This is a genomic window from Bacillus sp. PS95 (assembly GCF_037963565.1).
Classification (GTDB): Bacteria; Bacillota; Bacilli; order Bacillales; family Bacillaceae; genus Bacillus; species Bacillus subtilis.
The window spans coordinates 1,396,236-1,422,588 of the sequence record NZ_CP150160.1; the positions used below are offsets into that span (position 1 = coordinate 1,396,236).

General features: G+C 42.1%; 28 protein-coding genes, 1 pseudogene and 1 riboswitch. Of the genes and pseudogenes, 20 read left to right on the top strand and 9 right to left on the bottom strand.

Annotation, left to right across the window (positions count from 1 at the left end; genetic code table 11):
• The 6 genes from ykoH (at position 1) to mgtE (ending at position 4,726) form a co-directional block, all read left to right on the top strand.
• On the top strand, positions 1–1,365 hold the full coding sequence (gene ykoH / locus NSQ12_RS07475; protein WP_032677392.1) for a two-component system sensor histidine kinase YkoH: 1,365 nt from the start codon (positions 1–3) through the stop codon (positions 1,363–1,365).
• Entirely contained in the window at positions 1,362–2,042 is a 681-nt protein-coding gene (locus NSQ12_RS07480) for a PepSY domain-containing protein (RefSeq protein ID WP_015715769.1), read from the top strand. Before ykoH ends, NSQ12_RS07480 begins: the two co-directional genes overlap by 4 nt.
• A 91-nt stretch (positions 2,043–2,133) precedes the next feature.
• A complete protein-coding gene (locus tag NSQ12_RS07485) occupies positions 2,134–2,646 on the top strand; it encodes a PepSY domain-containing protein (protein WP_014479606.1) in 513 nt (170 codons plus the stop codon).
• Between the two features lie 82 nt (positions 2,647–2,728).
• Positions 2,729–2,866: a transcriptional regulator SplA domain-containing protein gene (locus NSQ12_RS07490; RefSeq protein WP_003218541.1), complete on the top strand. Its 138-nt coding sequence runs from the start codon at positions 2,729–2,731 to the stop codon at positions 2,864–2,866.
• A 107-nt stretch (positions 2,867–2,973) separates the two neighbouring features.
• Positions 2,974–3,139, top strand: a riboswitch (M-box (ykoK) riboswitch).
• 91 nt (positions 3,140–3,230) lie between these two features.
• Entirely contained in the window at positions 3,231–3,353 is a 123-nt protein-coding gene (locus tag NSQ12_RS07495; protein WP_009967087.1) for a hypothetical protein, read from the top strand.
• A 17-nt stretch (positions 3,354–3,370) separates the two neighbouring features.
• Positions 3,371–4,726 (top strand): magnesium transporter, encoded by a 1,356-nt coding sequence (gene mgtE / locus NSQ12_RS07500; RefSeq protein WP_003232543.1) that lies wholly within the window; start codon positions 3,371–3,373, stop codon positions 4,724–4,726.
• Positions 4,727–4,768: 42 nt separating this feature from the next.
• On the opposite strand, the gene tnrA is transcribed toward mgtE, so the two are convergent.
• Complete coding sequence (tnrA, locus tag NSQ12_RS07505; protein ID WP_003232541.1) at positions 4,769–5,101, bottom strand: MerR family transcriptional regulator TnrA; 333 nt, start codon at positions 5,099–5,101, stop codon at positions 4,769–4,771.
• Between the two features lie 194 nt (positions 5,102–5,295).
• Between tnrA and NSQ12_RS07510 the strand changes: the two genes are divergently transcribed.
• From NSQ12_RS07510 to NSQ12_RS07520, 3 genes are all read left to right on the top strand, one after another.
• On the top strand, positions 5,296–5,451 hold the full coding sequence (locus NSQ12_RS07510; protein WP_003232538.1) for a hypothetical protein: 156 nt from the start codon (positions 5,296–5,298) through the stop codon (positions 5,449–5,451).
• An 87-nt stretch (positions 5,452–5,538) separates the two neighbouring features.
• Entirely contained in the window at positions 5,539–5,721 is a 183-nt protein-coding gene (ykoL, locus tag NSQ12_RS07515) for a stress response protein YkoL (protein WP_003245766.1), read from the top strand.
• Between the two features lie 132 nt (positions 5,722–5,853).
• Entirely contained in the window at positions 5,854–6,318 is a 465-nt protein-coding gene (locus tag NSQ12_RS07520; protein ID WP_003232536.1) for a MarR family transcriptional regulator, read from the top strand.
• 5 nt (positions 6,319–6,323) lie between these two features.
• Here NSQ12_RS07520 and NSQ12_RS07525 read toward each other — a convergent pair.
• A pseudogene (locus NSQ12_RS07525) lies at positions 6,324–7,453 on the bottom strand (glycosyltransferase).
• A 91-nt stretch (positions 7,454–7,544) separates the two neighbouring features.
• On the opposite strand from NSQ12_RS07525, the gene NSQ12_RS07530 reads away from it, so the two are divergent.
• Positions 7,545–8,096 carry a hypothetical protein gene (locus NSQ12_RS07530; RefSeq protein ID WP_024572091.1) on the top strand — a complete coding sequence of 184 codons (552 nt, stop codon included), beginning with the start codon at positions 7,545–7,547 and terminating at the stop codon, positions 8,094–8,096.
• Positions 8,097–8,123: 27 nt separating this feature from the next.
• On the opposite strand, the gene NSQ12_RS07535 is transcribed toward NSQ12_RS07530, so the two are convergent.
• A complete protein-coding gene (locus tag NSQ12_RS07535; protein WP_015715771.1) occupies positions 8,124–8,936 on the bottom strand; it encodes a metallophosphoesterase in 813 nt (270 codons plus the stop codon).
• Between the two features lie 192 nt (positions 8,937–9,128).
• On the opposite strand from NSQ12_RS07535, the gene NSQ12_RS07540 reads away from it, so the two are divergent.
• Together NSQ12_RS07540 and NSQ12_RS07545 are read left to right on the top strand one after the other, a co-directional pair.
• Positions 9,129–10,823 (top strand): DUF6044 family protein, encoded by a 1,695-nt coding sequence (locus NSQ12_RS07540; RefSeq protein WP_046380975.1) that lies wholly within the window; start codon positions 9,129–9,131, stop codon positions 10,821–10,823.
• Between the two features lie 12 nt (positions 10,824–10,835).
• Positions 10,836–11,849 carry a glycosyltransferase family 2 protein gene (locus NSQ12_RS07545; protein ID WP_015252230.1) on the top strand — a complete coding sequence of 338 codons (1,014 nt, stop codon included), beginning with the start codon at positions 10,836–10,838 and terminating at the stop codon, positions 11,847–11,849.
• A gap of 25 nt (positions 11,850–11,874) precedes the next feature.
• Here the strand turns inward: NSQ12_RS07545 and NSQ12_RS07550 are convergent, their stop codons facing one another.
• From NSQ12_RS07550 to NSQ12_RS07560, 3 genes are read right to left on the bottom strand one after another with little or no spacing between them, the layout of a single operon-like run.
• Positions 11,875–13,710, bottom strand: a complete 1,836-nt coding sequence (locus NSQ12_RS07550) for a DNA ligase D (protein ID WP_038427615.1) — start codon at positions 13,708–13,710, stop codon at positions 11,875–11,877.
• A 3-nt stretch (positions 13,711–13,713) separates the two neighbouring features.
• Entirely contained in the window at positions 13,714–14,649 is a 936-nt protein-coding gene (locus tag NSQ12_RS07555) for a Ku protein (protein WP_010886496.1), read from the bottom strand.
• A gap of 36 nt (positions 14,650–14,685) precedes the next feature.
• Positions 14,686–17,088, bottom strand: a complete 2,403-nt coding sequence (locus NSQ12_RS07560) for a bifunctional diguanylate cyclase/phosphodiesterase (RefSeq protein ID WP_048655227.1) — start codon at positions 17,086–17,088, stop codon at positions 14,686–14,688.
• 183 nt (positions 17,089–17,271) lie between these two features.
• On the opposite strand from NSQ12_RS07560, the gene NSQ12_RS07565 reads away from it, so the two are divergent.
• The 4 genes from NSQ12_RS07565 (at position 17,272) to rsgI (ending at position 21,149) form a co-directional block, all read left to right on the top strand.
• Entirely contained in the window at positions 17,272–17,937 is a 666-nt protein-coding gene (locus NSQ12_RS07565) for a DedA family protein (RefSeq protein WP_024572507.1), read from the top strand.
• Between the two features lie 76 nt (positions 17,938–18,013).
• Complete coding sequence (locus NSQ12_RS07570; protein ID WP_029317706.1) at positions 18,014–18,988, top strand: TerC family protein; 975 nt, start codon at positions 18,014–18,016, stop codon at positions 18,986–18,988.
• Between the two features lie 263 nt (positions 18,989–19,251).
• On the top strand, positions 19,252–20,007 hold the full coding sequence (sigI, locus tag NSQ12_RS07575; RefSeq protein ID WP_003245855.1) for an RNA polymerase sigma factor SigI: 756 nt from the start codon (positions 19,252–19,254) through the stop codon (positions 20,005–20,007).
• Entirely contained in the window at positions 20,004–21,149 is a 1,146-nt protein-coding gene (rsgI, locus tag NSQ12_RS07580) for an anti-sigma-I factor RsgI (protein ID WP_015252225.1), read from the top strand. The genes sigI and rsgI overlap by 4 nt, the downstream gene beginning before the upstream one ends.
• 10 nt (positions 21,150–21,159) lie before the next feature.
• On the opposite strand, the gene sspD is transcribed toward rsgI, so the two are convergent.
• Both sspD and htpK read right to left on the bottom strand, forming a co-directional pair.
• The gene (gene sspD, locus NSQ12_RS07585) at positions 21,160–21,354 is read right to left on the bottom strand and encodes an acid-soluble spore protein SspD (protein WP_003218568.1); all 195 of its coding nucleotides are present in this window, start codon (positions 21,352–21,354) and stop codon (positions 21,160–21,162) included.
• Between the two features lie 130 nt (positions 21,355–21,484).
• Complete coding sequence (gene htpK, locus NSQ12_RS07590) at positions 21,485–22,186, bottom strand: transcriptional regulator HtpK (protein ID WP_015252224.1); 702 nt, start codon at positions 22,184–22,186, stop codon at positions 21,485–21,487.
• A gap of 170 nt (positions 22,187–22,356) precedes the next feature.
• Between htpK and htpX the strand changes: the two genes are divergently transcribed.
• From htpX to NSQ12_RS07610, 4 genes are all read left to right on the top strand, one after another.
• Positions 22,357–23,253 (top strand): protease HtpX, encoded by an 897-nt coding sequence (gene htpX, locus NSQ12_RS07595; protein WP_029317707.1) that lies wholly within the window; start codon positions 22,357–22,359, stop codon positions 23,251–23,253.
• Positions 23,254–23,426: 173 nt separating this feature from the next.
• Entirely contained in the window at positions 23,427–24,776 is a 1,350-nt protein-coding gene (ktrD, locus tag NSQ12_RS07600; protein WP_003244672.1) for a Ktr system potassium transporter KtrD, read from the top strand.
• A gap of 144 nt (positions 24,777–24,920) precedes the next feature.
• Positions 24,921–25,076, top strand: coding sequence for a hypothetical protein (locus NSQ12_RS07605; protein ID WP_003232510.1), 156 nt, complete (start codon positions 24,921–24,923; stop codon positions 25,074–25,076).
• Between the two features lie 2 nt (positions 25,077–25,078).
• Positions 25,079–25,261, top strand: coding sequence for a hypothetical protein (locus NSQ12_RS07610; RefSeq protein ID WP_029317708.1), 183 nt, complete (start codon positions 25,079–25,081; stop codon positions 25,259–25,261).
• A gap of 40 nt (positions 25,262–25,301) precedes the next feature.
• On the opposite strand, the gene NSQ12_RS07615 is transcribed toward NSQ12_RS07610, so the two are convergent.
• Positions 25,302–26,324, bottom strand: coding sequence for an acyltransferase family protein (locus NSQ12_RS07615; protein ID WP_003245573.1), 1,023 nt, complete (start codon positions 26,322–26,324; stop codon positions 25,302–25,304).
• Between the last annotated feature and the right edge of the window lie 29 nt (positions 26,325–26,353).

A 26,353-nucleotide genomic window follows, 5' to 3' on the forward strand; every position in this document is an offset into this window, starting at 1 on the left:
ATGAAGCTGAAGACCAAGATTCATCTATACACTTCGCTATCACTGTTGATTTTATTAATTTTGGTTCATACCGCAGTATATCTCATTTTTTCGTCTGCGCTGACATCAAAGGATGCGGCCCGGCTTGCTGATGAGACGGATAACATTGCCGAAGCGCTGCGTGCCGCTGAAACAGAAGGAGTGGCTTTGCAGGATATGCTGCAGGCCTATCTTCCGGCAAATGGCATGGTGCGTGTAGTGAATGGTGATCAAAAAGCCGTTATGACGATCACAAAAGAAAAAGCCTATAAAGATTTTCCTCTCTCTTTTCATAGCGGAGAAACGGCAGATGTGAGGAAACATGACGGCAAGCTGTTTGCCGAGGCTGCTGTTCCGGTGATTTGGACCGATGGACAAGTGGTGTCTCTTCAGCTGGTTGAAAGGCTTGAGAACACAGAAGAGAGTCTGTTTCTGCTGAAAATTATTTTAATCGCTGCAAGTGCTGCTGTCTGCATTGCTTCTTTTTTTGCAGGCAGCTTGCTAGCCCGCCGAATCATCAATCCGATCAGACGATTAATGATCACAATGAAAGACATACAGCGAGACAAAGAATTTAAAACGATTTCTTTAGAAGGACAGTCCAACGATGAATTGTATCAAATGGGGCTGACATTTAATGAAATGGCAATGATGCTGAAGGAGCACTATGATAAACAGCAGCAATTTGTTCAAGATGCTTCACACGAATTGAAAACCCCGCTCACCATTATAGAAAGCTACAGCAGCCTGATGAAGCGGTGGGGGGCAAAAAAGCCGGAGGTGCTTGAGGAGTCGATAGAAGCCATTCACTCAGAAGCGGTGCATATGAAAAAACTGACCAATCAGCTTTTGGCGCTGGCCAAAAGTCATCAAGAGCTTGAGCTTGATCTGAAAACAATCGATCTGATTGAAGCGGCGCGCGCGGTTATGCAAACGCTCCAGCCCGTTTATCAGCGTGACATATTGCTTGAAACAGATAAAGAGAGCCTGCTTGTAAAGGCTGATGAAGAACGCATCAAGCAGCTGTTGACCATTTTGCTTGATAATGCAATAAAGTATAGTGAAAAGCCTATTGAGATGTCAGCCGGAACGAGGAATGGACGGCCATTTCTGTCAGTGAGGGATGAAGGCATCGGAATACCTGAGGAGCATATCCCGCATTTGTTCGAACGGTTCTACCGGGCAGATGAGGCACGAAATCGAAAAACAGGCGGAACGGGTTTAGGCCTTTCCATTGCCAAGCAAATCGCCGATGAGCATGGCATTGAGCTGTCTGTCAAAAGCAAGCCGGGACAAGGAACAGCTGTCACCATGCAATTCAGCGAACAGAATGGGGGAGGCCGATGACTAAAACAATAAAAATAGTATCTTTTGCTGCAGCAGCCATTTTAGTTGTCATCATCTGTACGTTTCTCATCATTCGGCAAACCCATGAGAACGTATTGTCAAAGGAGACTGTCGTAAAAAAAGTCGAAGCCTCCTATGAAGGCAAGGTCACGAAAGCAACTCAATCAAAGGATAAAAAAACATATGATATAACCCTTGAAAATCCAAAGGGAACTTACTTTGTAAAAGCAGACGCAATATCGGCTGACATTCTTTCAATGAATAGAGTAAAAGCAGTGAATCCATCTGCCATGACAGAAAAAGAAGCCGAGCATCTCGCGCTTGAGCGAGTGCCGGGAACGGTCAAAAAACAAACACGACAAAGTCGAGTTGCCACTTATACCATACAAAAAGAAGACGGGAAAACATACGAAGTGAAGGTAGACATGCAGGCAAAAACAGTCTTGTCTGCCGATCAAATCAGCAGCAAAGATCAACAAAAAACGCCGATTACGAAAAAAGAAGCCAAAACAATTGCAGAGCGAAAAACGGGTGGAACAGCGGATGACGCAGATCTCGAAGAAAGTGAGGGCACTCTCATCTTTGAAGTAGACGTTGATCTTCCTGATAATAAGGAAGCGACAGTGAAAATCAATGCCTACACAGGAAAGGTAGCTAACATTGTGTATGAAGACTGACGGTTTCTCATCAAATTCTCATCTTGCTCTCGTTTTCCTTTCATGTTGAGTGTGTAAACTGTACTCATACAAAACAAAGGAGGACTCACAAATGCTCAAGAAAAAATGGATGGTCGGTCTTTTAGCAGGGTGCCTAGCGGCCGGAGGATTCAGCTACAACGCGTTTGCCAAAGAAAACAATGAAAACAGACAGGCTTCTTCTAAGACGGATGCACTCACTGAACAAGAAGCAGAAGCAATTGCTAAAACAGTTGTTGACGGCACAGTAGAAGACATTGACAGAGACCTTTACAACGGTAAAGAAGTCTATGAAGTGGAGATTGAAAAAGAAGGTGAAGACTACGACGTTTATGTAGATATTCATACAAAACAAGCGCTTAATGACCCGCTAAAGGAGAAAGCAGAACAAGTCGCCATAACCAAAGAAGAAGCTGAAGAAATTGCTTTAAAGCAAACAGGTGGAACCGTAACAGAAAGTAAGCTTGACGAAGATGACGGTGCTTACATCTATGAAATGGAAATCCAAACGAAGCAAGGAACTGAGACAGAATTTGAAATTTCCGCAAAAGATGGACGCATTATCAAACAGGAGATAGATGACTAATCAAAACCCCCGCTGCAGCGGGGGTTTTTCATGATAAGAAACCTTCTTTTGGACAATCTAAGTAGAAAAGGAGGCGAAACGCATGGAAAAGAAAGAGGAGCAATACATCAATCAGGCTGAATATGTCCCTCATCCGACGAAGGAAGGAGAGTATGCCTTATTTCTTCATGAAACGTATCATTTGCTTTCTGAAGATGACGAGACACAAACAACAGAATAAGGGCTTTGGCCCTTGTTTTGTTCCGTAATTGTGATGTAAGCGCATTTATTACTTTTTTGAGTTGACACAGCTTGTTTTTTTCTGTAATCTCAGTGTGTCAATTCAATTAGGAACTTCGTTAGGTGAGGCTCCTGTATGGAGATACGCTGCTGCCCAAAAATGTCCAAAGACGCCAATGGGTCAACAGAAATCATCGACATAAGGTGATTTTTAATGCAGCTGGATGCTTGTCCTATGCCATACAGTGCTAAAGCTCTACGATTGAAGGCGCCCGCACGCTTTTTTTGCCGTGCTTCTTTCACCTTCAATCCCGAAGGCTTTTTTTATGCCTTTAAAACGAAACCAATCAAAGGAGGTGCGGAGTATGGATTCTCCCCATTCGAGTCAATCTGAAGAAGTACCCATATACTATGACAGCAAGACAATTGATTACACGATGAGGAGACGAACTGCCGCACCTTCTGGCGAGGCCGGCACGTCTCCGTAGAGGAGGTACGAGTCCCGATGGTTCAAAACATGACCTATGACGAACTCATTTTACGCATCATTATTTTACTGCGAGACGGGAAAATCAGGGATTTCAGAAGTGTTATTGATGAGCTTCAGCCCTATGACATGGCATTTATTTTTAAAGAAATGCCGGAAAAACACCGCGCCCGCTATTTATCTTATTTAACTGTAGACGATATCACTGATATGATCGGGGAGCTGGAACGCGAATTTCAGCTTGTCGTCTTAAATAAAGTCGGAAAAACAAAAGCAACACTGGCGATGAACAAAATGGACAACGATGACCTCGCTCAATTGCTTGAAGAAATGGACGAAGAACTGAAGGAACAGCTTTTGTCCAGCATGGAAGCGTCAGAATCAAAAGCTGTACAGCTCTTGATGAATTACCCGGCTGATTCAGCGGGACGCATGATGACAAACCGATATGTGTGGATTCCTCAGCATTACACGGTAAAAGACGCGGTCGTCAAACTGAAAAGCTTCGCTGAAATAGCTGAATCGATCAACTACTTATATGTTATTAATGAAAGCAAACAGCTGGTTGGGGTTCTTTCCTACCGCGATTTGATTCTGGGTGAACCTGAAGAAAAGGTGCAGGATTTAATGTTTACCCGCGTCATATCAGCAGATGCTCTTCAGGACCAGGAAGAAGTTGCCCGCCTGATTGAACGTTACGATTTTTTGGCAATACCGGTTGTAGAAGAAAACAACGTGCTTGTCGGCATTGTGACGGTCGATGATATTATCGACGTCGTTATTCGGGAAGCTGATGAGGATTACGAAAAATTTGCCGCTTCCGGTAAAGACATCACCTTTGACACAAAAGCTTACGTGGCGGCATACCGGCGCCTGCCATGGCTGATTTTACTCTTGTTTATCGGACTGATTTCAGGAAGCATTATCAGCTATTTTGAAGATGCGCTGAAGCAGGTTGTCGCGCTTGCGTTTTTCATGCCGATGGTGTCAGGGATGACAGGAAATACGGGAACACAATCTCTCGCGGTTGTCATCAGAGGTTTGTCTAAAGAAGAAATGAACAAAAAAACGATTGTGCGTCTAATCTTCCGGGAGTTCAGAACAAGCATTTTTATCGGAGCGGTTTGTTCTGTGCTGATTGCGATTGTCTCCATCATATGGCAGGGGAATGCGCTTTTGGGATTTGTTGTCGCCTCTTCACTGTTCTTAACCTTAATCATCGGCACGATGTCAGGAACGATTATCCCTATTATTTTGCACAAACTGAAAGTAGACCCGGCGATTGCTTCTGGACCGCTGATTACAACGTTAAACGATATTTTATCTTTATTAATCTACTTTGGCATTGCCACTGCATTCATTCACTCATTATAAACGTAAAAAGTCCGTCTCAACTGCGAGCCGGACTTTTATTATTTAACGGTTTTTGTACCGAAAGTGAGCATTAAGCTGCCCCTCCAGCATTTTTTTCCGCACTTGCGGATCGTTTTTTAACATCTGTTCTTTTTTGCGCATATCCTTTAAAATCTCTGCCGTCTGTACGCCGTCTTCACGTTTATTGGCGATATCCATCAGCCGCTCCACATCGGCAAAGGAGTATTTTCTTGTTCCCCTTGAAGAACGCTGCGGGTAAATGAGCTTTCGTTCCTCATAATACCTGATCTGTCTTACGGACAATCCTGTCAATTCACTCACAATTCCGATTGAAATCACTTTTTTGTCTTTATAAGAATGATCTTCTGTGGTCATTTTTCCACCCCTGGATGTCTTTTGATAATAGTATATAAAAAACAAAGAGAAAAAACCTGACGCTTGTCATATTTTCTAACATCAAATAGAAGATTTTTGAAAAAATACGGAAGAAAAATTAACAAGAATAATGCGTAACACCCAAGCGCGTTTTATCCTTTATGTAACGAATCAAACGAGGAGGAAGGATAATCATGGAGGAAGAAAAAGCGGTCTCACTGGCAAAAGAAATTATAGAGTTGGATATCAAGCGTGATGAAATGCTGGAGACGTTTATGCAGCTTGCCGGAGAACAGGCTTTTCAATTATTAAGATCGGTTCAAAACGGACAATACCGAAAATCTTCGTAAACATAAATTCTTTACATTAGATTCATACCACGTTCATTTAAAAAGAGTATCTTTTGTATAGGATACCTCAAAATGAAGGAGGACGCTATGAGTAATTTATTGAAATCCGCTTTAGAAAAAGAACGACGCCATTATTCTGAAAAACTCTATCAGATAGGGGTTTATAATAAAGAGGTCATGAACAAAATGACGATTTCTGAGCTTCGGAAAGAATATGCTTATTTCTTTCGAAGCATTACAAATCATAAAAATTATCCTTATACAAGATAATGTATAAGGATTTTTTTGCTTTTAGAAGGAATTTCTCGAATTATAGCGAATACGTATAGTAAGGGACTGAACTCTTATTATATGTAAGGGTTTTCATTATTTTTTTATAAAAATCCTATATACGAGGTAGATATGATGAGATTATCGTTTAACGAAGAAGAAGTTGAGCGTGCGATGAATTTGTACAGAGTTTTTGCAAGGGCTTTCAAAAGTGTGTCCGAACATAGTATCCGTGATAGCAAAGAGCACGGTTTTAATCCCACTGAATTTGCTGTACTGGAACTCCTGTACACAAGAGGCCCGCAAAAATTACAGCAAATTGGGTCGAGACTTCTGCTTGTAAGCGGAAACGTCACATATGTTATTGACAAACTAGAAAGAAACGGGTTTTTAGTAAGGGAGCAGGACCCGAAAGATAAACGCTCTGTTTACGCACATTTAACTGACAAGGGAAATGAGTATTTGGATAAAATTTATCCGATTCATGCACTGCGTATTGCGAGAGCGTTTTCAGGCCTTTCGCCTGATGAACAGGACCAGCTGATTGTCCTGCTCAAGAAAGCAGGCATACACAGCCAGCATTTGCTGTTTCGTTAACTATTCTACACTCTCTGTTTCAGGAGAGTGTTTTTTTGTTTCATAAGATTCTTTTTAAAACATCTTCAATCTTCCTATCAGACATTTCGCCAAGGTATCCATTGACGTGTTTTTTATACTCCTTCATCTGTTCGTTCGATTGAAAAAATGCCGCGATATACTCTTCTGCTTTCTTCATGTCCCAGTTTCTCATATCTGTGACGAGTTTCCTTTCATGTAGAAGGTTTAAATTCATTTCCTCCTGTCCCGGCAGTGCATGATAAATAAATACCGGAAGCCTCTTCTGTAAGCATTCACTGATGGTCACGCCTCCGGGTTTTGTCATGATGCCTGTCGCCTGTTCGTACAAACGGTTCATCTCTGCTTTGCTGTGAAGGTAAGGAATCGCCTCAATCAAGGGGTGGTGTAAACTTTTGACATAGGAGTAGAGCTTTTCGTTTCTGCCGCATAATATTTTGTATAAGATCTTTCCGCCTGGCGACAGTTCCTGCACCCATTTTAAAATCCCGCCGACCCCCATACTGCCCCCTGTGATGATGATGGTATATGGCGGGTGGTGCTGCAAGGTATCTGCTGATTCCATTTCAAAATTTCGGTGAACTGGAATGCCGGTCAAGTATATGTTGTTCTGATCGATCCCCTCTGATATTAGCTGCTTCTTTACTTCCGTGCTCGGAACAAAATGGTAATCAATGTTCTTCCGTCCCCATAATTGATTTACGAAAAAATCAGTGTATACATTCACAACCGTCAGATTCGGATATTCAGGCTTTAATCGGTTCAGCAGATAAGAAGGCAGCGCATGTGTGCAGAAGGCGATATCAGGCTGTTTTTCTTGGAGGATGTGCCTCATTTGCTGTGTGAACAGCCATTCGTACATGAAATAGCGTTTGTCATGCTGAAATTCTCCGCAGGCGAGGAGCCTGTAAATGCCGCTGTACGTTTTCGGGAAATATTGAATCCATTTTAAATAAGCCACGGAGGACAATTTTTCTAACCGCCTATACGCATGTGAAAAGATATCAATCTTTTCTGATGCCAGCCCTTGAGACTCTAATTCAGCCTGCAATGCATCAGCCACATGATGATGCCCGGTGGAAATGCTTAAAAAAGGAAAAATGAGAATGTTTTTCATGACAGTCCTCCTTAAAAAATATGGCAACTATATTTTGAGGAGAACGTTCACAAAATATAAGGGTGTTTTTGATCACAAGGAAGGTGAAAAGATGAAAACCTGTTTCCTTTCCATTTGGAGAATGGTTGATCCGATTTATTTCTTTTTTTCAAGGCTAAGCTTGATTGACAACGATCAAAAAAGCGTCTTTCGAGTCAGGCTGACGAAGTATAAAGGACATCATGTCGTACTTAGCGATGGAACGCATATTAGAAAAAATGATGTGCTCGTTAAAATTCATCTGCACAATATTAAGCTGATAAGAGAACTGCAAAGCATTGAGAGCGCGGTCAGAAAGGGAATCATTATTTATCAGAAAGTATATCAATCGATGCCGCTTCTTCTTGACTATATCAACAATCATAAAAAAAGCGAGAAAATCAAAGGAATCATTGGGATTACAATGCTTGACAAAGGTGTGGAAAGGCTCGGCTTTGATGTGATCACCCCGGTGAACCCTTTTTACAGGTGCTTTAAAAAAGTGTCCCATGTGCCGATTTTATATTTGACTTCAAAGCCTGTGAGCTTGCGGCATTTACCGAATTCATCCTATTTGTTTATCTCAAAAGAAAAGCTGCAGAAAACATATCAAAAAAAAGACTGATGCCTCGGTCAGCACAGTCTTTTTTGATTAAATCTGATGAAATGTTACTTCAGGGCGGCTTCCGACACGGATATTTACGCCGGTTTGTCCCAAGCCCTCGCTGATATAAAATGGTTTATCGTGATGATAATGAAGGCCTTTAATCATGTTCATTCGCACGAGCTTTCCCATTTTCACCAAATGATACGGTTTTGGCCAGTGAATTTGCCCGCCGTGAAAATGCCCTGACAGCAGGTAATCATAATGAACATCTTTCATATCCAGAATAATATTTGGGTCATGTGTTAAGACAAGATGATAGCCATTTTCTAGACTTTGATAAGAGCCGGTGATATTACTCCGATTCGTACTGTAATCATCAATGCCGATAATATTGACTGGCCCTGCAGCCGTCTCGATTCGAACATGTTCATTTTGCAGCGTGATACAGCCGTTTTCCTCTAAAACTCGCTTCAATCTCCGAAAGTCCTCTTCTTTCAATACATAATCGTGGTTACCGAACACCGCGTACATTCCATATGCAGGCTTTAGCTTTTGCAAGGCGTTCAAGTAACCTGCCAGCTTCGGAATATTACGTTTCCGATCAAGAAAATCCCCGGTAAGAGCAATGATGTCCACAGGCTGATCTTTTGTTAAATGATACAGCTCCTCAGGTGAGACTGAAATGTTTTCCAAGTGAAGATCTGATAAATGAAGGATATTTAATTTTTTTCTGGCTGGAAGGCCGTCTTTTTGGTCGATTGAAATGGTGTTGACTTTCACATCTTTTGTATTGCGGTTCGCTTTATATAGAAATGGCACAAATACGAGTATGGCCAATGAAAGTAAGATTGTAAACAAAATATATCCCCTCCCTTCTATCAGTATAGTAAGTGATCAAGCCCTCTGGATAGCGGGAATTAATGGGTAGAGACAGGCTGAAAAACGGATTGTCATATGATGAATGATTTGGAAGGGAAAAGGGATAATAAATTTTGACACATGAGGCAGAACATGCCGACGGAGTCAGAATAACAAATGGATGTGTAAGCAATGTTACGATTGATGAGACAACAAAAAAAAGAAACATATTATCTCTGGATCGCATTATTTCTTCTTTTATTGTATGTATCCCCGCTTTTTATTTTAAAGGAAGATGCCCATATCCGGGTCCACGATAATTTAGATTCCAACATCGCTTGGTACAAGGTTCTGGCCGATAGCGGAGAAATCGTCGGCAAGGTTGACGCTGCCATTCCGCAAATCATTAACGGGCTGCCCCGGGATGCCTTTGGCACCGAGTGGAGCGGAATTGTTTGGCTCCATGCTTTCTTTTCTTCCATGACCGCCTATGCAATAAGCCAGACGGTTACAAGAGTTGTCGCTTTTTTTGGAATGTATGTGCTGCTGAAGAAACATATAATCCCGGAACCAAAAGCGGCTTTCATCCGAATTGGCGTATCGCTTGCATTTGCCTTAACACCGTTCTGGCCTTCGGGAATGCTGAGTACGCTTGGGTACCCTTTGGCACTGTGGGCTTTTTTAAATATCCGAAAAGGGGATATCTCATGGAGAGAGTGGCTGACGCTGGGCTTGCTCCCTCTATACTCAAGCTTTGTTCTAGGCTTCTTCTTTTTCCTGGCAGGGATGGCGTGTTTTTGGCTGTATGATGCCATTACAAAAAGAAGATGGAATTTGATGTTCTTAGGCAGTATTGCATTTATGACGAGTATCTATCTTTTCGTTGAATATCGGCTTGTCTATTCGATGCTGTTTGAGCACGCACCGATGCATCGTATCGAATTTATCTCATCTAGGCATGACGTTTGGCATTCTCTTCGGCTATCCATAAAAAACTTTGTCTATGGCCATAATCATGTGATGACCGTTCATACCGTTGTCATCCTTCCGATCCTGATGGTCGTATTTGCTGCTCTGCTGTTCAAACGAAATCGGACAAAGCCAGAAAATGTTTATCTGTTTTTATGTGTGCTTAATTACGGGTTGTCATTATGGTATGCGTTTTGGTTCAACAAAATTTGGGCTGTTCCAAAGCAGAAATTTGCTTTTTTAGCAGAATTTAATTTTGCCCGTTTTCATTTTCTTCGGCCGCTTGTTATATACGTGAGCTTTGCGCTTGCTTTATATCTCATTTGGCGGATGGGGAAAGGATGGAAATGGCTTGTGTACGCCGCAGTCGCTGCACAGCTGATGGTGTTGGCGCCTTTTAATGAAGAATATACGTATGGCGTTCATTACAACGCGCCGACATTCAAGGAGTTTTATGCATCGGAACAATTCAAAGAGATTAAGGAATATATCGGACGTCCGCAAGATTCGTACAGGGTGGCGAGCATCGGACTGCATCCGTCTATCGCCCAATATAACGGGTTTTATACGTTAGATACGTATAACAATCTGTATCCGCTCTCATATAAATATGAATTTAGGAAAATCATCGAAAAAGAGCTGGAAAAAAATTCTCGGCTGAAACAATACTTTGATGAATGGGGCAGCCGCTGCTACCTTTTTGTCGATGAACTCGGTAAACGATATGATTTCAAAAAGAACTCGAAGAAAACGATCAACAACCTTCAATTAAATACAGATGTATTTAAAAAAATGGGCGGACGGTACATTTTTTCTTCAGTTCCGATCATGAATGCTGAACAAAACCATCTCGCGCTCGTAAAGACGTTTGACCATAAAGATTCCGCCTGGCGCATTTATTTATATGAAACAAGATAAGGAGGATATCGATTGAAACAGTCACAGCCAGTATTAACCATCGTCGTCCCGTGTTTCAATGAAGAGGAAGTGTTTCAAGAAACAAGCCGTCAGCTGACAGAGGTTGTAGATGATTTAATTGAAGAAAAATTAATTGCTGAAGACAGTAAAATTCTGTTTGTCGATGATGGCAGCAAAGACCGCACTTGGGCTTTGATTGCTATGGAGAGCATAAGAAACAAGAAGGTTACCGGCTTAAAATTAGCCTGCAATGTCGGCCACCAAAAAGCGCTTTTAGCCGGACTGCATAAAGCGAAGAATAGGTCAGACTGCGTCATTTCGATCGATGCTGATCTTCAGGACGACATCTCTGTGATCCGGGATTTTATGCTGAAATATCATGAGGGCTGCGAGATCGTTTACGGTGTACGCCGGAGCAGAAAAACCGATACCTTTTTCAAGCGCACGACCGCGTTAGGGTTTTATCGTCTCATGAATAAGCTTGGGATTAAATTAATTTATAATCATGCTGATTTTCGTTTAATGAATAAAAGGTCCCTCGAAGAGCTCGAGCGTTATCCGGAAGCGAATCTGTTTTTAAGAGGTATTGTCCCCATGATCGGCTTTAAATCGGCCGAAGTTTTGTATGACCGCAAGGAACGCTTTGCCGGCAAAACGAAATATCCGCTGAAAAAGATGCTATCCTTCGCTTTTAACGGGATTACTTCATTCAGTGTCGCACCAATTCGATTCTTTACGCTTTTAGGGTTTGTTTTGTTTTTCCTTAGCGCTGTGGCAGGGATAGGTGCGTTTATTCAAAAGCTGCTCGGCCATACGAATGCAGGCTGGGCGTCTCTTATCATATCCATTTGGTTTTTGGGCGGGCTGCAATTGATGGGAATTGGAATCATCGGAGAGTATATTGGAACGATTTTTTCTGAAGTGAAAAGACGGCCGAAATACGCGATTGATATTGATTTGTATAATGAACAGCTGAGCCCGCTTCAGCGCCAGGAAAAAGAGCGGTTAGAAAAAAAGTACAGTTAAACACGGAAAGAGCTGACTTCATTAGTCAGCTCTTTTTCTTCAACTGATGCAATATAGCGCTAAGCGGTTCGTCTTGCGGGTTGCGGTAAAAATCAAAAAATGGGCAGCCCTGCTTCTTAATTCGATCGATGACCGTATCAATTGTAAACAGAGCGGGTGTTAAAGATGATTGCACCTCATGCCAGTAGAGCGGGGCTGCAACAGTCCCAAGCTCATTTCCTCTCGTCGAATAGGGACAGATAATCGTTTTTCCTTCTGCATGCTGCAAATAATCAAGATACAATTTGCAGTGTCTGTTTTTAATCAAGCGTTCAGTGGTAAAGAGCTCGGGAAATGCATTGGTGCAGTACTCTGCGATCAGCTGCGTAAATTGGCGTGTTTCTTCATACGTAAATGCCTCGGGAGACAAGGGAATATAAAGCTGGATGCCTTTGTTGCCGGACAGCTTCGGGTACGATGTGATGCCAAAGGAATCCAACAGCCGCTTCAGTTCATTTGCGGCCTGCACGGCCATAAGAAAGTCATCTCGCGAAGGCGGGTCTAAATCAATGACAATCTCAGCCGGACGCCTGCTTTTAATGGTTTGAAAAGGAACGTGAAACTCCAAAGCAAGCTGGTTGCAAAGCCATAACAATGTAGACATATCCTCACAGACAATATGTTCATGGCTTCCATCATAGAAGGACTGAACAAAATCCGGCGCATAGTCCGGCTTGTTTTTTTGGAAAAATGATTCGCTCCTAGATCCATGCGGATAGCGGATGACGGTGACAGCCCGGTTTTTCAGAAATGGGAGCAGGTAGTCACTGACTTCAATCATATACTGAATAAAATCTTCTTTTGTTTTTTTATTCTTTTCAAATATGATTTTATCCAGGCTTGTGAACTGGAGTTTTGGGTGAACCGGTTTGGAGTGTCGTATGACTTGCGCATACGTGCATTCGGTCCAGTCCATTTGGAATTCGAAACCGATAAACGATACCTCTCTTAATGTGCCATGGAGAATTGTTAAGTATTGAACAGCTGCACAAATCGAAGGTTCAAGCTTAAACTCGCCTGAGGGTGTTTGATGTCCGTGCTGTTCCATAATCTCGCGTATAGCGCTTTTTTCCTCATCGCGCATTCCGTGCGAGACAGAGGCAATCGGTGTCATTATTCCGTTTTTTAACACCGATACCGTCAGAAACCCGTTGTTAGGGTTGAACCCTGTTATGCAAACATAAGCTTGTTTAAAGTTTTTATATTTGAGCCAATCGGACGACCGCTTCTTTTCAAGCCATTTGCTGTTTGTTTTCTTCGCTACAATTCCTTCTCCGTCATATTTTATTACCATCTCCCAGAGTTGATCAAAATGATCATAACAGGGAATGGATTGAATGGTTTCTTTTGCGTAAGGATCTGGAGATGCAGGAAGCTTTGCTGCGGATATGAGTTCACGCAGCGATTTTTTGCGGTCCAAATACGAAAGAAGCGTTACATCTTCTCCGCTTCGCTCTAACAAATCAAAGGCGAGAAAGCAGCACGGCCGCGCGTTTGCCGATTCCTGAATCTTGTCTGGCCTTTTCAAACGCCCCCGCACTTGAAGGTGTTCAAAATCTGCACGACAGGGATTCACCAAACATACGATTTCACCGTCAAGTGTCAGCGGAAGCTCTTTTTCTAGGTGCTGAAAGGCAGTTTTGGCGAATTGTGTGATTTCAGGGAAGGTGCTGCTGAGCTCCACACCATTTCTGCTGGTTAAGGTCACACCTGAAGAATGGATGCGGAGAATACAGCGGTACCCATCATATTTTACTTCGTAACGCCATTCTGCTCCGATTGGCGGTGACGAAGTTAAGACCGGCTGCATGGTAAACGCCATGCGCTATGATGTGCCGGAGGCTTTTTTTCTAGTTGTTTTTTGTTTTTTATCTCCGGCTCCTTTCGGTTCAGCGGCTTGTGCAGGTGCGGCAGCCGGTGTCTCCCGGTTCGGCCTTCTGGTTCTGTCGATGCTGGCTTGCAGAGCGCTTACCAGGTCAATGACATCTTCACGAGGTGGCGCTTTATCAGGAGTGACAGCCGTTTCTTTATTTTCTAGCTTGTCGTTGACTCTTTGCAGCAGCGCCTGTCGGTACGTGTCTTCATATTTCTCAGGCTCAAACTTAGCAGTCAGTTCATCTATTAATGTGATAGCAGTTTGCAGTTCCTTATCGTTTACATTCGATTGATCAGGTACACCTGGGACTTGAGCGGCGCTTCTGACCTCATCGGGATAATGGATAGACTCCATGACGATACAATTTTCATAAACGCGGAGAATCGCCAGCTGCTGCTTTGACCTGATTGTCATATTGGCGATACCGATCTTTCCGGTTGAGCGCAGCGCCTCACGCAGCAGGGTATAGGCCTTCGTCCCATTATCCCCGGGGCCGACAAAGTAGGAGCGGTTAAAATAAATCGGATCAATTTCCTGAAGCTGAACAAAGTCAACAATCTCAACTGCTTTCTCCTCATGCTCCTGTTTTAAGCTTTTTAAATCTTCGTCTGTCAGCACTACATATTTTCCTTTTACATATTCATATCCCTTCACAATTTCATCAGGACTAAGAGTTTTTTCGCAATTTGTGCAAACTTTCTCGTATTTGATTGGTGCGTGATCCTCTTTATGGAGGCTGCGCAGTTTAATATCTTTATCTTCTGTGGCCGCATATAGCTTGATGGGGATGTTTACTAATCCGAAGCTGATCGATCCCTTCCACATTGTATGCATATCGATAAACCCCTTTTTTTCTTTAGTGTGAAGAGAAGGAGTACGATTCATGTGTAGTAACTTATGGGTGAAAAAAAGCCGGCGCTGTTATTGCGACGGCTGTTCAATAATGAATTGTTCGAATTGTTCCGGAGGTATTGGCCTGCTGAAAAAGAAGCCCTGCAAATGGTCGCAGCCTTTTTCAAAAAGAAGCTGCTTTTGAGCTGCATTTTCCACACCTTCGGCAATCACCTGCAAAGACAGCTGATGCCCCATGGCAATAATAGCTCCGGTAATTTGCTCTGATTTAGGATGGGTCTGAATATCGTCAATAAATGATTTGTCAATCTTCAGCCTGTGAATCGGGAAGTCCTTCAAATAGCTAAGAGAGCTGTGACCAGTACCGAAATCGTCAATACTGATTCTGATTCCTAATTCTGTTAGGGATGACAAAACCTTTTTGGAGTGATCGAGATTGTCCATTGTCATGCTTTCCGTCACCTCCACTTCAAGAAGCTGCGGAGGAAGCTGGTATTTATTAAGCGTATCCTTGATGAGGGGAATCAGACCTTTAGATTGAAACTGTCTGGCGGAAATATTAATGGCGACAGAAAGATCATAGCCTTTGTCATGCCAAATCCTTGCCTGCTTGCATGCTTCATCTATAATCCACTTTCCGATATCAATAATAAGTCCCGTTTCTTCTGCAACACCGATGAATTCTCCGGGCGGACGCAGTTGCCCGTCTGGTGTCACAAGGCGTATCAGTGCTTCTGCTCCTGTCATTTTTTGTTTTTTCACACTGAATTGCGGCTGATAATGCAAGACAAATCTATCGTTTTCGATTGCTTCTCTGAGTACCATCTCTTGGTTAAGCTTAACGGTTTCTTTGTTGCCGATTGAAAAAGAATAGTATCTGTATTTGCTTTTGTTTCGTTCTTTAGCCGCATACATCGCCATATCAGCCTTTTTCATCAATTCAAGGCCATCCGTCCCGTCTTTTGGAGATATCGCAATCCCGATACTGACAGATGTGACAAGGGTGTGATCTTGAATTTTGAAAGGTTTTTTGAATTTTTGGATAATTTTTCTTGCTAAAACATCTGCTTCGCCTGTTCCTGTATTGGCGTCTGTTAATATAATAATAAATTCATCACCGCCAAGACGGGCGATAAATCCGTTATCAGGGACTACAGATGACAGGCGTTTAGCTGCAAACTGAAGCAATTGATCACCGACATTATGCCCTAATGCATCGTTAATCACTTTAAACCGGTTTAAGTCAAGAAAGAATACAACAGTGTTATAATGCAAGGAATGCTCGCGATTCAGCACCTTTGTTAGATGAGAGATGGCATGCCTTCTGTTAGGTAAGTCTGTAAGCGAATCATAATGAGCCATTCTATGGATTTCTTTTTCTGCTTTGTACTGCTTCGTCATGTCTTTACAAATGACATAAATGCTGTCTAGTTCCTGATTGACCTCAACAGGTATAAGCGTAATATTTAAGTGAAACTGGCCTTTTTCAGTGATAAGATCGCTATCGCTGTTCATCGCTTGTTTATCTTTTTTAACTTGCTCAAAAAGGCGCTTAACCTTCAGTGATGTGTAATTCCTCCAGTCATGCATGCTGAAGCCAAATTTGCTGATCATTTCCTCACCAGCGTGATTGGAAGATATTATGTCTCCTTCTAATGATAAAATAAAAATTGCATCAATATTGTGGACGATTAAAGACTGAAATCGCTGTTCGTTATCCTTTATGCGTTCGCTCTGTTTAATAAACTTTCGATCTGCATGGGAACTGAATAACAATAACGTTTGGATACAAAAAATAATTAAAGTAACAAAAATTGACCAATGAAACGTTTGCACCTCCATATGGCTTCCGGGCGGAGCCATGTCCTTATGGAAAGTTGCCGCAAGCATCCCTGTGTAGTGCATGCCCGAAATCCCAATGCCCATTACAATTGAACTGACGACTTTATAGAATATAAGATGCTCAGAATGTTTTTTTACGGCCAAGTCAAAGAATATTTTTAACGAGACGAAAGAGGCTGCAATCGCAATGATAATTGAAACTGTAAATAAAATCGGTTCGTAAATAATCATTACCCGGGAAATGGCAGACATTCCGATATAGTGCATAGAAGCAATAGATGCGCCAAGCACAACTGATCCGGTAAGCAGTCTGTAATATGTAAGAATGTGCCGGCTGACAAAATATAATGACACAAATGATCCCGAAACAGATGCGCCAATGGCTGCCATTAAAGGCATGAATTCATATTCCATCGGCATTTCCATATGGACGGCCATCATCCCTACAAAATGCATTGACCAAATACCGAATCCCATAATAAGTGAGCCGCCGATCAGCCAAATTTTACTTTTTAAGCCTGTATTGATGGTGACTTTCCTTGAAAGTTCAAGGGAAATATACGAGGCGGTACAGGCAATTAGAATAGATAAACATATGAGCGTCGTATTATACGTAACGTGTATTTCCAAATGGAGATTCCCCCCCCCGTATCGTGTGTTCCAGTCTTGTTGACTCTCTTTATTATCGGCTGCTTAACCGCAGAGTTTCAGCCTTCAAAACGATAGAAATACGAGGGAGATCTATTTTTAGTTCAACTGACCGTGAAAAATGTGTTAAAATCATCTTGACGTTTTCCGAAAAAACAAAAATGTATGATACATAAACATGAAACAAGGGAGTTGGTGGCTATCGAAGAGCTGGTTATGTCATGGATAGAAGCATTTAAAAGCTTATCTTATTTTGGAATATTTCTAGCGCTCAGCATTGAGTTTATTCCGGCCGAAGTCGTCTTGCCGCTTGCGGGCTATTGGGTATCTAAAGGCGATATGACACTTGCCGGCGTTGTTTTGGCAGGATCGCTTGGAGGAGTGGCCGGTCCGCTTACGCTGTATTGGATAGGCCGGTACGGAGGAAGGCCGTTTCTTGAACGTTTTGGGAAGTATCTCTTTATTAAACCTGAAGCGCTTGATAAGTCAGATAATTTTTTCAAAAAACATGGGGGCTTTGTCGCCTTCAGCGGCCGTTTCTTGCCTGGCATCAGGACATTGATTTCCATACCGTGCGGAATTGCAAAAATGAATGTTTGGGTGTTTTCGCTTTATACATTCATTGCTATGCTTCCGATTACATTTGTATATGTTTATCTCGGTGTGAAGCTCGGTGAAAATTGGAAGGAAGTCGGCTCTATTCTTGATCAATATATGCTTCCGATCGGGATAGCGATTTTGGCGCTGTTCCTGCTCTACTTACTGATGAAAAAGAGGAAGAAACGCACGCATTCCGAACAATTATCTGTATTTTTAAAAAATAAGCGTTGACAAATCATTGCGCTGCGCATATCATTGACGTATAAAATCATATTTCTTGAAATCCCAAAGGGGAGTAGCGTCCGGAATGTCTTCCGGAAACAAAGTCGTCATTTCATGGATTGTATCCATCGGCTTTGTTGGCATGCCTGAATTCATGTCTAGCAAGACCTTTGCCTTATGTCGGCAAAGGTCTTTTTTGCATGGTCCGGCCGGCATAAGATCGGATGAAGAGAAAGAAAACAACTTTTTTGGGAGGGTATCATTTATGGATGCAGCATTATTATTAGAGTATGGTTGGGTTCTTCTCGTCTTGATCGGGCTGGAAGGGATTTTAGCCGCCGATAACGCGCTGGTTATGGCGGTAATGGTAAAACATTTGCCGGAGGAAAAAAGAAAAAAAGCGTTATTTTATGGATTGGCAGGGGCTTTTGTTCTGCGATTTGGCTCTTTATTCGCCATTTCATTTTTGGTCAACGTATGGCAGGTTCAAGCGATTGGCGCGATTTATTTGCTGTATATCTCAGCAAGCCACTTATTGAAAAGATATGTATTTAAGAAAGAAGACACACATAAAGAGACGAACCAAAGCGGTTTTTGGCCGACTGTTTTAAAAGTTGAACTGGCAGATATCGCGTTTGCTGTTGATTCCATCTTAGCAGCAGTAGCGCTGGCGGTTACACTTCCTGGGACATCACTCCCGAAGATCGGCGGACTTGACGGAGGACAATTTCTCGTCATTTTGGCCGGCGGTATCATCGGACTGGTGATCATGCGGTTTGCGGCTTCCATGTTTGTGAAGTTATTAAAGGAACGTCCAAGCCTAGAAACAGCAGCCTTTGTGATTGTCGGCTGGGTCGGAGTGAAGCTTGCTTTATATACGCTTGCCCATCGCGACATAGCGGTTGTTTCTGAGCACTTTATTCATTCTGGAACATGGAAGCTGATATTCTGGGGTGTCTTAGCAGCAATCGCGGTTTGCGGCTGGTTTATGTCAGGTGGGAAAAAACAGCCGGAGGGCGCACAAAACGAACAAAAAAACAGCACCCGTGAACGGGCGTAATCTGAAAGACTCTGCTTAAAAGCAGAGTCTTTTTGTGTTTGAAGCGTTTTCATAAGCGAAATAAAATAACATTTTTATAACATCTTTGTTACAAAAAACACGCATAAAACCCCCTTAATTCTTTAGAAAGGCACGAAATCATGTATAGGACGTCAGAATGGTTTGTCATAATTGAGACATTGGAAATCAATATTTCTTTTTCTCCTTTGCGAATCCCTATTAAATTAGCTATCATTAATGAGTAGTTATAGGGAGGAACTGAGGTGAAACCAGTGCTTAGCCTTTTGTTTAAATTGGGAAAAAAGAAGCAAACACTTGAAAAAGCTGTTGAGAGTATACAAAAAGGCAATAAAGATCTGCAAAATGAATTAATACAGCAATATAAGCCATTTATCGCAAAGACGGTTTCATCCGTTTGTAAACGATATATAGATGAAAAAGACGATGAGTTCAGTATTGGACTGATCGCGTTTAATGAAGCTATAGAAAAATATTCACCTGAAAAAGGAAATTCTCTGCTCGCATTTGCTGAGCTTATTATAAAAAGAAAAGTCATTGATTACATTAGAAAAGAAGCCAGAAGCGCACAAAATATAAATATCGATTTACAGGAAGGAGACGATCAGGAGTCATCACAAAGCCTGATTGAAGCCGAGCTTTCCATTGATGAATACCGTCGTCAGATTGAACAGGAGCAGAGGCGGGAGGAAATCCTCTATTTTCAAAAGCAGCTCAAGGATTATGGTTTATCGTTTAAAGAACTGCTTGAAAATTCTCCAAAGCACACGGATGCAAGGCAAAACGCCATAAAGGTGGCAATGACGCTTGTTGAACATGAAGAATTGGCCGCTATCCTGTATACAAAGAAGCAGCTTCCAGTCAAACAGCTTGAACAGCTTGTCTCTGTGAGCCGAAAAACGATTGAGAGAAACAGAAAATATATTATTGCGATGTGTATTATCATTACGGGTGATTATATTTATTTAAAAGATTATCTTAAAGGGGTGCTGCACTCATGAGAAGAGGGATTATAGTAGAGAAAAATAAAAAATTCGTCACGTTGCTGACCCCTGACGGACAATTTTTAAAAGCCAAAAATGATCGACACAGCTATGAAATCGGAGAAGAAATCATGCTTCCGAGTGAAACACGCATGGGCAGAAGGGCCAGCTTTTTTGATTTTTTTAAACTGCGCCCTTTCAAAATGGGGATTTTTACGATGACTGCTATTATGCTCTTTATTTTTATAGTTCTCCCCGTTTTTTCTAATAATAAGGCCTATGCGTATATGACAATTGATATCAATCCAAGCGTCGAAATGGCGTTAAACAGCGATTATGAAGTGATTGAACTGACGCCTCTAAACGATGAGGGACAGAAAGTCGTGAATGATATAGATGATTGGGAGAAGACTGATTTTAAAAAGGTGATTGACGATATTATAACCGACTGCAGTGAACACGGGTATGTAAAGAAATCGAAAGAAATATTGATTTCCACTGTTTATGAAAACACAGAAGACAATACATATAAAAAGGCTGTGAAAAAACAGCTGAATGATGTGACTGAAAAATATAAAACGACATACCGCATGGAATCTCTCGAGTCAGATATGCAAACGAGGGAAAAAGCGAAGAAAGAAGGCGTCTCAACAGGCAGCTACATCAAATCAAATGAAAAGAATGACAATAAAGATTTAAAAGATGACTCCAGCAAACCATCCGGGGAAGAGGATCAAAAGAGTGATGAAAATGAGGATGAAAACACCGATCAAACTGACACCCAGGACAGCAAGCAAGGAGATAATGAACAGCTGAATGATGCGGATTCCGGAGACCAGAAAGAAGAGAAAGCGGATGACCAGATTGATGATAGTGACCAAGATAAAAAAATAAAGGAATCAGATGAAAATACAAATACCGAAAAAGATGGGGACCATGAGCAAACCCCAATACAAGATCCTCAAGATAAAGGAAATGAAAATAACGGCGCTGACAAGGGTCAAAGCCAATATCACAGGGACTGGAACAATGGTGAACAAGGCAAGAACCGTTCTTCGTCCAGAAGGGATAACGCTTCAGACCGACGTAATCCAAACGGCTACAGCAGTGATAATCATTCAGCTCAAAATGAAGATTCGCCGAGTGCCCCCGGCGAATAAAGACCTGAATTTATTTAGTTGTGCCATTTAATTGTGATTGTGCTTGCTGTACCAGCCGCTTTGTCATTTCTCCGCCTACAGAGCCGTTAGCGCGTGCGACTGTATCAGAACCAAGGTTCACACCGAATTCTTGAGCCACTTCGAGTTTAAATTGGTCTAGTGCCTGCTCCACCCCTGGAACAACGAGTTTATTTCTGCTCGCCATCTTTTTCATCTCCTTTTTCGATAAAGAAATTCTTAACGCGTATTTAGTTTGAAATATACGGGGTTTATTTATGCTGGCAATTGTTGTGGAGAAAAATAAAACCCCGGCCTCTAAGCCGAGGTGACGCAGACTATAGAATGTCTGCTGTCATTTTATGTGCGGTTGCCTGAATATGGAACGTCAAAATGGAGAGGACTGTAATGGCGATAATTTGTCTGATTTTAAGCCATTGGCTGTCATTCAGTTCTTCAAAACGGTGACGGAGACGCTCTGTCTCCTGTTCGGCGATCTCCTGCAGATTTGATTCTTTCATAGAAGGAGTATCTTGGTGATGGATGGCATCAAGCACATATGCGCAGCTTTCATAATAAGCAATCGGGCTGATGACATCATCAGATCTGTCTGAGATTGTGTTAAAGGCCACTTTTAAAATAGCCCGTATGTGTTCAAAGTCATAAATGGATTTTAAATCACGTACAATTAAAAGAATAACTGCCTGTTCAACTGAGTATTTTTTGCCCAGCTCAGGGTGTCCGATCAGATCTTTGATATCACGCTTTACCCAGTTTTGAATTGCGGTTGACTTTAACGAAGTCAGCTCGCATAAGTTGCCAAGCTCTACGATTTCATTTGTAGACAGTCCGTATTCTTTTTTCTGTTTTTTTCGTTCATATCTTGTAAGAAATTCAGGAATTTCTAGATGATTGGCTGCTTTTTCTGCTGACATGTTCGCTGATTGGACGAGAATGTCGAGCGGGCTATGTTCTCCTTGTCCTTTTAGGGAATAGAGCAGCCGCACCATATCGGTTCGAGAGAGTTTAAAAATGTTCATTGTTCACCTCTTTAAACAATTTGACGCGGATATAGGTCTATGTATAAGTTCAAAATTCAAGCGTCAGCAAATTACATTAACATCATACGTCGAATTCCTTGCATTTTCAAATGGATGTTTTATAATTTAAATATACGGGTTCTTTTGAACTTAAAATAACGGAGGTTGTTATGGCGAAAAGAATTTTTCTGTTTATTCTAACGAATATTTTGGTGCTTACAACAATCGGGATCGTTTTGTCTGTTTTAAGCTCTGTTACAGGAGTCGGGACGTACTTTACAGCTGATGGCGGTATCGATCCAATGGCGCTTCTTGTGTTCAGTTTAGTCGTTGGATTTGTCGGTTCCTTTACGTCTCTTGCGATGTCCAGATGGATGGCAAAGACGATGATGGGTGTCAGAGTGCTGAATCCGAAAAAACACTCGCTCAGCTATGAGGAACAGCAATTGGTTGAACGTGTTCACAGATTAAGCCGCTCTGCCGGTTTAACGAAAATGCCGGAAGTCGGGATTTACCGTTCACCTGAAGTAAACGCGTTTGCGACTGGACCGTCAAAACGCCGTTCACTTGTCGCAGTATCGTCAGGGCTGCTGGAGCAGATGGATGACGCAGCGGTTGAAGGTGTGCTTGCCCACGAGGTCGCGCATATCACAAATGGTGATATGGTAACAATGACGCTTTTACAAGGTATCGTTAATACCTTTGTCGTCTTTTTATCGCGTATCGCTGCTTGGATAGCAAGCCGTTTTGTCAAAGAAGATCTAGCGCCGATCGTTCATTTTATTGCAATGATTATTTTTCAGATTGTCTTTTCGATACTTGGCAGCCTGGTTGTGTTTGCGTATTCACGCCATCGTGAATTCCATGCTGACAGAGGAGGAGCGGATCTTGCCGGCAAGGACAAGATGATTCATGCGCTGCGGACGCTTAAAAGCTATTCTTCCCGGATTATGGAAGACGATCAGACAGCTGTCCAAACGTTAAAGATTAATGGCAAGAAGCGCTCTTCACTTTTCTCTACTCACCCTGATTTAGATGAGCGAATCAGACGGCTGGAAGCTAAATAATACAAACACATTGTTCCTCTGAGAGAATTCTCAGAGGTTTTTTATTTTATCCATTGACTAAAATCATAAAAAAATAAGCAAGTTAAGAAAATGTTTCGTAAAAGCCTTTAAAAATGGACCTAATATCTTTAGAATAATTACCGTACTTAAAAAGAGAGGCAGAAGGATTTTACATGAGATTAAAGTTTGGAAAATTGATACAGGCCTTGTCACCGGCCCAGCTGATCGCATTATATTATTTTCTTGCAGTTACTGTGGCCGTTATATTGCTGAGTTTGCCGGCGGCCCATAAACCGGGGGCGGATTGGACGTTTATTGATGCGCTTTTTACAGCTGTCAGTTCAGTCAGTGTAACGGGACTGACAGTTGTTGATACAGCTGATACATTCAGCACAATAGGGATTTTTATATTAGCATTTGTTCTGCAATTTGGCGGAATCGGAATTATGACGCTCGGAACGTTCATTTGGCTGATCATGGGAAAACGAATCGGGCTGAAAGAACGGAAGCTGATTATGGTTGATCAAAACCAATCCCAGTTTTCAGGAATTGTCAATCTGATGAAGCAGGTACTGTTTCTGATCTTGTGGATTGAATTTTTTGGCGGGCTGATACTCGGCACATATTTCTTAACCTACTATGACTCCTATCAGGAAGCCTATTTACACGGATTTTTTGCCAGTATCAGTGCAACGACAAACGGCGGATTTGATATTACCGGTAATTCGATGATTCCATTTCGCCACGATTACTTTGTGCAGTTTATTACAATGCTTTTAATTATATTTGGAGCGATTGGATTTCCCGTGCTTGTTGAAGTAAAGGATTTCCTGTTTTCAAAGCATCGGCGTTATCCATTTACGCTTTTTACAAAGATCACGACGATTACGTTCGGCTCACTTGTCTTGTTTGGAGCCATTGGCATCTTTGCCCTGGAAGCAAACCATGCGTTCGCAGGAAAATCATGGCATGATATTTTGTTTTTGTCCCTGTTTCAATCAACGGCAACCCGAAGCGGGGGACTGGCAACAATCGATATCAGCCAATTATCAGATTCCACACTCTTTTTTATTTGTGCGCTGATGTTTATTGGAGCGTCGCCAAGCTCAGTCGGGGGAGGCATACGGACAACGACTTTTGCTTTGAACCTTCTTGCGCTGTTTCATTTTGCCCGCGGCAATAAGGCCGTAAAGGTATTCAAACGGGAGCTTCACCCTGCTGACTTGATGAAGTCGCTTGTTGTCACGATGATGGCGATCCTGCTCGTTTTTGGCGCGACACTCATTCTGACCATTACAGAAAAGCATTCCCTGCTGGAGCTTTTGTTTGAAGTGTGCTCGGCATTCGGTACAACCGGCCTGTCGCTTGGAATTACGGCAGATTTGAGCAGTGTTGGAAAATGCGTCATTATGATTGTCATGTTTATCGGGCGAATCGGCATCCTGACCTTCCTGTATCTGATCGGAAGAAAGGAAATTGAAGCGAATTATCACTATCCGAAAGAAAGAGTGATTATCGGATAGGCAAAACACCGCATATTTTGCGGTGTTTTTTGATTGCCAAAAAAAAGATGTGTGCCTCCTGTTCAGTTGGAGAACCTAACTTCGACAGGTGCAATTTACGCTCCTGCATCTTAAAATGTCTGAAAATTGGCGAGGAGGATTCGTATGAAGCGTAAAGCTGAAGTGAATGAAGCCATTAAAAATAACAATACACCTACCGAGAGCATGGACCCTAATTCATATAAGACACAATATCATGATGACCCCAATTTTAGAGGGGCAAACCGCAATTCCAAACAGGGCCAGCAGGGAGGCATGTAATTGTGAAGAAAAACCGTCATAGCAAAGACATGCAAAATCATAAAAAACCTATGAATAAAAAGGTGCTGGAGGAAGAGTTCTCAAGTGAACTTGGGGATTACAATGCCGGGAAGATCATCGAAACGCTGGAAGTCACCAAGCCTGAAAAGAAAAAAGAAAAAAACAAAAATAAAAAACACCAATAAAAAAGACCTCTTAGGCGGCGTCCGCTTAAGAGGTGCTTTTCTATTTTAAATAAGCATTTTTGCCCGTTCCTCTGACAAATTGCAATAAGCTGGTCATCCTCAGCTCAATGAAGGGCTGAGCGACTGTCTTAACAAAGTTGCTGGAGAGGACTGATGTCAGGGCTGCTGTTAAAAGCAAGAGGATCACTAAGCTTTGATAGTCAGTAAGCCAATCCTCAAGCCCGACCTGTCGTAATGTCTTAATAATAAACCCGTGAAGCAGATACACGTAAAATGTCCGGGTTCCCCATTTGGTAAAGAAATACCGTTTTTGCGGAACAAGCGCTAAAAAGCTGAAGGTTGCCCCAAAGGCGAGTACATACCAGCCGATTCGGGATAGTCCGCTTACCAGGGTAACGTCTCCAAATGAAGAATACGGTTTTGAACCAAACAGAAAAGAATAGTCAAAATCGATGCCCCAGCAGATGACGAATACTGCGGCAAGCACTCCGAGCGCAATTTGTTTGCCGCGTTTTGATCTCAATAAATCAAAATGATGTTTATTTAAATAAAAACCGACAAGGAACATCGGTAAGAATACGAATGTCCGTGACAAGCTCAGCGTGCTGCTGACAAAGTCCAGATAACCGATCAGCACGGCGATTCCGCAGCTGACAAACAGCGCCCACTGCTTTGAAAGCTTTGAAAAAGGATATAGGAGCAGGTTCCAAAAGAATAAGCTTACAAGAAACCATAACGACCATTGCGGATCAATCGGGTTCACATTTGCCATGCTTTCATCTTGCATAATGTAATAAAAGACGGAATAAATGATTTGGAAAATCAAATACGGAATAATCAGCTTGACCGCCAGCTTTTTTACATATCCCGCCCGTTTAAAGCCTTTCGCGAAATAACCGGATACAAGAATAAATGCAGGCATATGGAATGTGTAAATGAACTTGTAGAGGTAGAGCATAAAATGATTATCATTAATAAAGGAACGAAGGATATGACCGAATACAACAAGGAATATCAATAAAAATTTTGCGTTATCGAAATAACTGTCCCGCGATTTACTCATAGCATCACCTTCTCTTTCATCAGTCACTA